This is a genomic window from Pseudomonas sp. NFACC46-3 (assembly GCF_900114515.1).
In the GTDB taxonomy this organism is placed as follows: domain Bacteria; phylum Pseudomonadota; class Gammaproteobacteria; order Pseudomonadales; family Pseudomonadaceae; genus Aquipseudomonas; species Aquipseudomonas fluorescens_Q.
This window is the reverse complement of sequence record NZ_FOTH01000073.1, coordinates 1-5,435: the sequence shown is the minus strand read 5'-3', so window position 1 is coordinate 5,435 and position 5,435 is coordinate 1. Positions and strand designations below refer to the sequence as shown.

The window sequence follows — 5,435 nt, the reverse complement described above, 5'->3', positions numbered from 1 at the left end:
AACCGGGATTGAGGTTTTAGGGCCGCTTCGCGCCCCAGCGGGAGCAAGCTCCCTCGCCACAGGGAGCTGTGGCGCTGCAACTGATTTTTTCCCAGCCTGCTACCAAGTGTTTGTATCCGGGTTGCTTCATGCAGATAAATGAGGTGCCCGGGCCGCTTTCGTGGCGAGGGAGCTTGCTCCCGCTGGACTGCGCAGCAGGCCCAAGGCAGGCGACATCATTGAATCTGGCATAACCGGGATTGAGGTTTTAGGGCCGCTTCGCGCCCCAGCGGGAGCAAGCTCCCTCGCCACAAGAGACATTCAATCGACTCAAACCGTGATCATCTCCCGCACCTTGGCTGTCAACAAATCAAACGTGAATGGCTTGGTGATCATCTGCATCCCCGGGTCAAGGAAACCGCCGCGTACCGCTGCATGTTCCGCGTAACCGGTGATGAACAGTACCCGCAGGTCCGGGCGGATCTGCCGGCCGATTTCTGCCAGTTGCCGGCCATTCATGCCGGGCAGGCCCACGTCGCTGATCAGCAGGTCGATGCGTTGGCCTGACTGGAGGATTGGTACTGCGCCGTTGGCATCGGCCGCTTCCACAAAGGCATAGCCCAACTCGCTCAACACCGCGCTCACGAGCACTCGCACCGCTGGATCGTCCTCGACGATCAGCACGGTCTCACCGTCCTGCGCATGCGGTGCATGTGGGGTGGTGGCCTGTGGTTCGTGTATTTCCTCGCCGCGAAAGCGCGGCAGGTAAAGGTTCACCGTGGTGCCTTTGTCGACTTCGCTGTCGATGGTCACATGCCCGCGCGATTGCTTGCTGAACCCATAGATCATCGACAGGCCCAGCCCGGTGCCCTGGCCGATTGGCTTGGTGGTGAAGAACGGATCGAACGCACGACCGATGATCGCTTCGGGCATGCCGCAACCGCTGTCCTGCACGCTCAGCACCACATAGTCGCCGGGTTCCAGGTTGGTGTAGGCGTCGGTAAAGTCGGCGTCAAGGTGCTGGTTGCAGGTCTTTACCACCAGGTTCCCGCCATTGGGCATGGCATCCCGGGCGTTGAGGACCAGGTTGAGCAGGGCGCTTTCCAGTTGGTTGGGGTCGGCTTCGGCGACCCAGAGCTGCTCGTCCAGCTGCATGTCCAGGTGGATGCTTTCGTTGAGGCTGCGTTGCAGCAACTCGCCCATGGACAGTACCAGCGTATTCATCTGGACGGCCTTGGAGTCCAGTGATTGCCGACGGGAAAACGCCAGCAGGCGATGGGTCAGGCCGGCGGCGCGGTTGGCCGAGGTCACGCCCAGGTCGATCAGGCTGTCCAGGTCCTCGGTGCGGCCCCGGGCCAGGCGCCGGCGCAGCAGTTCGAGGCTGCCGATGATTCCGGTGAGCATGTTGTTGAAGTCGTGGGCGATACCGCCGGTGAGTTGGCCGACTGCTTCCATTTTCTGTGACTGGCGCAATGCCTCTTCGTTATGGCGCAACTGGGCGGTGCGTTCTTCCACTTGCTGTTCAAGGGTTTCAAGGGTGGTTTGCAGGCGCAGTTCGCTGTTGCTCAGGTCGATCAGGCGGTCGCGGGCTTCGTACTGCCTTCGACGACCTCGCAGGGCGGTGGTCACCAGGCTGATCAGGGTCACTGGGTGGAAAGGGCGCTCAAGGAAGGTCACGTTGCCCAGTTGCGTACCGATACGCGCCGCCGGGTTCTGTTCCGGGCCGCCGTGATGGGTCAGCAAGACAATGGGCAGGTCAGACCAGGCCGGCTGCTGCTCGATGTACAGGAACAGCGCTTCCAGATCAGGCCCCACCAGCGCTTCCGAGGAAATCACCAACAGGCCGGCACCTTTTTCCAATTCTTCGCACAAATGGCCCAGATGACGGCAGATGAGGCCGGCAAAACCGGCTTCATTGAGGATCATCAAGGCGATCTGGCTGTCCCGTCCCAGCGGCGCGAGGATCAGCGCCCGCTCGGACAGGGGCTCGGCCAGCGTCACCGGTGTTCATCCCTGAGCAGCGGGTTGCTCTCGCCTACATAAGAGGGAACCCCTCGCAAGACACCTTGGAACGCCTCGAGCGGCTCGCCGATGGTCATGCCCAAGCCGCTGATGCGGTATTCGCGGATGGTCGACTCATGGCTGCCCGTGCGTTTCTTGATGATGGAGATCGCCCGGCGCACCTTGCCCAGTGCTTCGAAATAACGCAAAAGAATCACCGTGTCAGCCAGGTAAGTAATGTCGACGGGCGCCTGCATGTCGCCGACCAGACCGTGCTGTGCAACAGTCATGAAGGTCGCCGCGCCCTTGCGGTTGAGGTAGAGCAACAATTCATGCATGTGCAGGACCAGGGCGTTCTCCTCCGGCATGGCCGCCTGATAGCCATTGATGCTGTCGATGACCACGGTCTTGATGTCTCCCTCATCGACACAACGGCGCACGCGGTGGGAGAACTCACCCGGAGACAGCTCGGCGGCGTCCACTTGTTCGATCAGCAGGTTGCCGGTCTCTTGCAGGGCTTGCAGGTCGATGCCGATGTTTTTCATGCGTTCGAACAACAAACCCAGTTCTTCATCGAAGATGAACAGCGCGGCTTTCTCGCCGCGATGTACGGCGGCGGCGGCAAAAATCAGCGCTATCAGCGACTTGCCGGTCCCCGCCGGGCCGAGAATCAACGTGCTGGAGCCGGTCTCGATACCGCCACCCAGCAGGGCGTCCATTTCGCCGATGCCGCTGGAGAGTTGCTGGCGCAGGTATTGGCCTCGGTGCTCGGCGGCCACCAGGCGTGGGAAGACATGTACCCCGTCGCCCATGATGGTGAAGTCATGGTAACCGCCGCGGTATTTCTGCCCGCGATACTTGACCACCCGGATCCGCCGCCGTTCGGCGCCATAGTTGGGCGTCAGTTCTTCCAGGCGAATCACCCCGTGGGCGACACTGTGGACGGTCTTGTCGAGGGACTCGGTGGTCAGGTCGTCGAGCAGCAGGACCGTGGCGTCGTAGCGCACGAAGTAGTGCTTGATCGCGAGGATCTGGCGACGATAGCGCAAGGAGCTTTGCGCCAGCAGGCGGATCTCCGACAGGCTGTCGAGCACCACCCGGGTCGGCTTGACCCGTTCGACCACTTCGAAGATCTGCCGCGTCGCTTCGCCCAGCTCCAGGTCCGAGGAGTACAGCAGGCTCTGCTGGTGCTCGGCATTGAGCAGGCTTTCGGGCGGGGTCAGTTCGAAAATATGAATGTTGTCGTCCAGCGTCCACCCGTGGGAGGTTGCGCCCTGACGCAGTTCACGCTCGGTTTCCGATAGCGTGATGTACAACGAGCGCTCGCCAGCCTTGGCGCCGGCCAACAGAAAATGCAGCGCGACCGTGGTCTTACCAGTCCCTGGTTCCCCCTCGAGCAGGAACACATGGCCGCGGGACAATCCACCGGAAAGGACATCGTCCAGTCCTTCGATGCCGGTGGCGGCTTTTGCACTGATCAACTCGTTAGATGTAGACAAAAATAGCCCTCTCATGACTAGGGAAGTGGGCAGCAGGCGGGGTAACGCCTGAATTCAACTGCCTGAACACTTGACCTTTGGCGGTGATGGCGGTTCCGCTTACATCGATAAAACGCGGTGTATTGCACAACTTTCGGCGTGCAATGAGGGCCTACAGACCAATGCCAGTCAGCTAAGCGAAATGAAGCCGAGCAGTAACCCCGTGGCGAGGGAGCTTGCTCCCGCTGGGCTGCGCAGCAGCCCCAAAACAGGGCCGCTTCGCGACCCAGCGGGAGCAAGCTCCCTCGCCACGGTTTGTGTGTTTGCCCAAGGTTCCAGCTGACAAAAGTTAGGCATTAGGCCTACAGGCCTTGCTGCAGCGCCGGGTCATCGGGGTTCAGCTGTTCAAGTTGCGCCAGCAGGATTTGAACATTCTGCAATTGGCCGGTCTCCTTCCAATAGTTGATCAGCAGCACCCGTGCCTTGCGGTCGGCGGGATAGCGCTGGACGATTTCCTGCAGCTGTTTCTGCGCGGCTTCCACTTCCTGCTCGGCATGCAGGGTGGTCGCCAGGTCATAACGGTAATGGCGGTTCTCGGGCTCCAGCTCCACCGCTTTTGCCAAGCCGAGCACCGCATACTCGTTCTGGCCGTGTTGCAGCAGCCACATGCCCAGCGCATGTTGCAGATAAGCCGACGCTGGCTGGGTTTGCAACTGTCGGGCGAGCAATAATCGCGCAGCTTCGCTTTGGCCCTGTTTGTCCAGTACTTCGATCTGCATGACCAGTGCTGGCAGGTTGTCCGGTTGCAGGCGCAGGGCCTGTTCAAGGGCCCGTTGGGCTTTCTTCAGTTCGGCGTTGTGCAGGTGCAGTCGGGCGAGCTGGCAGTGGGTCTCAGCGGTTTTCGGACCGTCCTCGAGCACCTGTTCCCAGGTGTCGATGGCTAACTGCATCGCCCCGAAATACAGGCCGAGATCATCCGGCGACAAGCCCAGCAGCGCGTTCACGGCGGCGAACCGGACGTTCTGGTCATCATCATCCAGGAGCGGGCCGAGCAACAGGCTGCGCTGGCCTGTCGGTACCAGCCCGACGACGCTGCCGATGGCGGCTCGACGCACGTCCGGCGATTCGTTGTGCAGGTCCGCGTCCGCCAGCTTCAGGGCTTGGGGGCTGGGGTAGTTGGGCAGTTCCGCGTGCAGCAACACGCGGCGCTTGGGCGAGAGGTCTGGGCGCCCCAGTTGCTGGTAAAGCATGCGCGCCGCTCCCGGCTGTCCGTTGCGGGCGCTTTCCAGGGCTTCACTGTAACCACGCTTGATCGCTTCGGGGATTTGCGGCGTGGTGCTGCGTAGCCATAGCGCGACAAGACCGATCAACAACAGGACACAGAGGCTGAGGAGCAGATAGCGGCGGCGAGGCGAGGGCATGCAGGGAATCCATTACCAGAAGCGTGAAATGCCGCAAGCTTCGGTCAGGTGGCGGCTTGAGTCAAACCTTGTCACAGCGGTAGCGGAGCTGTGGGGTCGAGCTTGCTGGTGATGGCGTCGGTTCAGCGATATCGATGTCGACTGACCCACCGCCATCGCGAGCAAGCTCATTCCCCACAATGGGCTCTTTCACGCTGGGTCGTGGGCGATAGGATCGAGTAGGAGGCGGATTTGCATCCGCCGTCCTCTCACACCACCGTACGTACGGTTCCGTATACGGCGGTTCAGGTTATGCAGATAAGCCGTTGATCGTGTCCAGTATCGAGACCAGTCCGAGTTGGTTCCACAGTTTCTTCGGCAGCGCCTGATTCATATGCGACGCCCCCGAGTTCCACCATGGGCCGCGGCCATTCGACGTTGACTTGCAGGCACGAGCTTCGCCAAGCCCCAAGCGCATTAAGTTGCGCGCCCTCGTCGAGGGCTGCTTCCATTGGCGCCAGATGGCACACCGAAGCTTACGTCGCACCCATCCGTCCAACTCCTCAAGTGGCTTCTT

At 61.2% G+C, this 5,435-nt stretch carries 4 protein-coding genes; all 4 read right to left on the bottom strand.

Annotated features, from left to right (window positions below):
* Positions 1–309 precede the first annotated feature (309 nt).
* Positions 310–1,980 carry a response regulator gene (locus tag BM300_RS29695; protein ID WP_092142915.1) on the bottom strand — a complete coding sequence of 557 codons (1,671 nt, stop codon included), beginning with the start codon at positions 1,978–1,980 and terminating at the stop codon, positions 310–312.
* On the bottom strand, positions 1,977–3,479 hold the full coding sequence (locus BM300_RS29690) for an ATPase domain-containing protein (RefSeq protein WP_092142919.1): 1,503 nt from the start codon (positions 3,477–3,479) through the stop codon (positions 1,977–1,979). Before BM300_RS29690 ends, BM300_RS29695 begins: the two co-directional genes overlap by 4 nt.
* Positions 3,480–3,820: 341 nt before the next feature.
* Positions 3,821–4,879, bottom strand: coding sequence for a tetratricopeptide repeat protein (locus tag BM300_RS29685; RefSeq protein WP_092142922.1), 1,059 nt, complete (start codon positions 4,877–4,879; stop codon positions 3,821–3,823).
* Between the two features lie 289 nt (positions 4,880–5,168).
* The coding region (locus tag BM300_RS29680; RefSeq protein ID WP_305883549.1) for a group II intron maturase-specific domain-containing protein at positions 5,169–5,435 on the bottom strand (267 nt) is incomplete at its 5' end.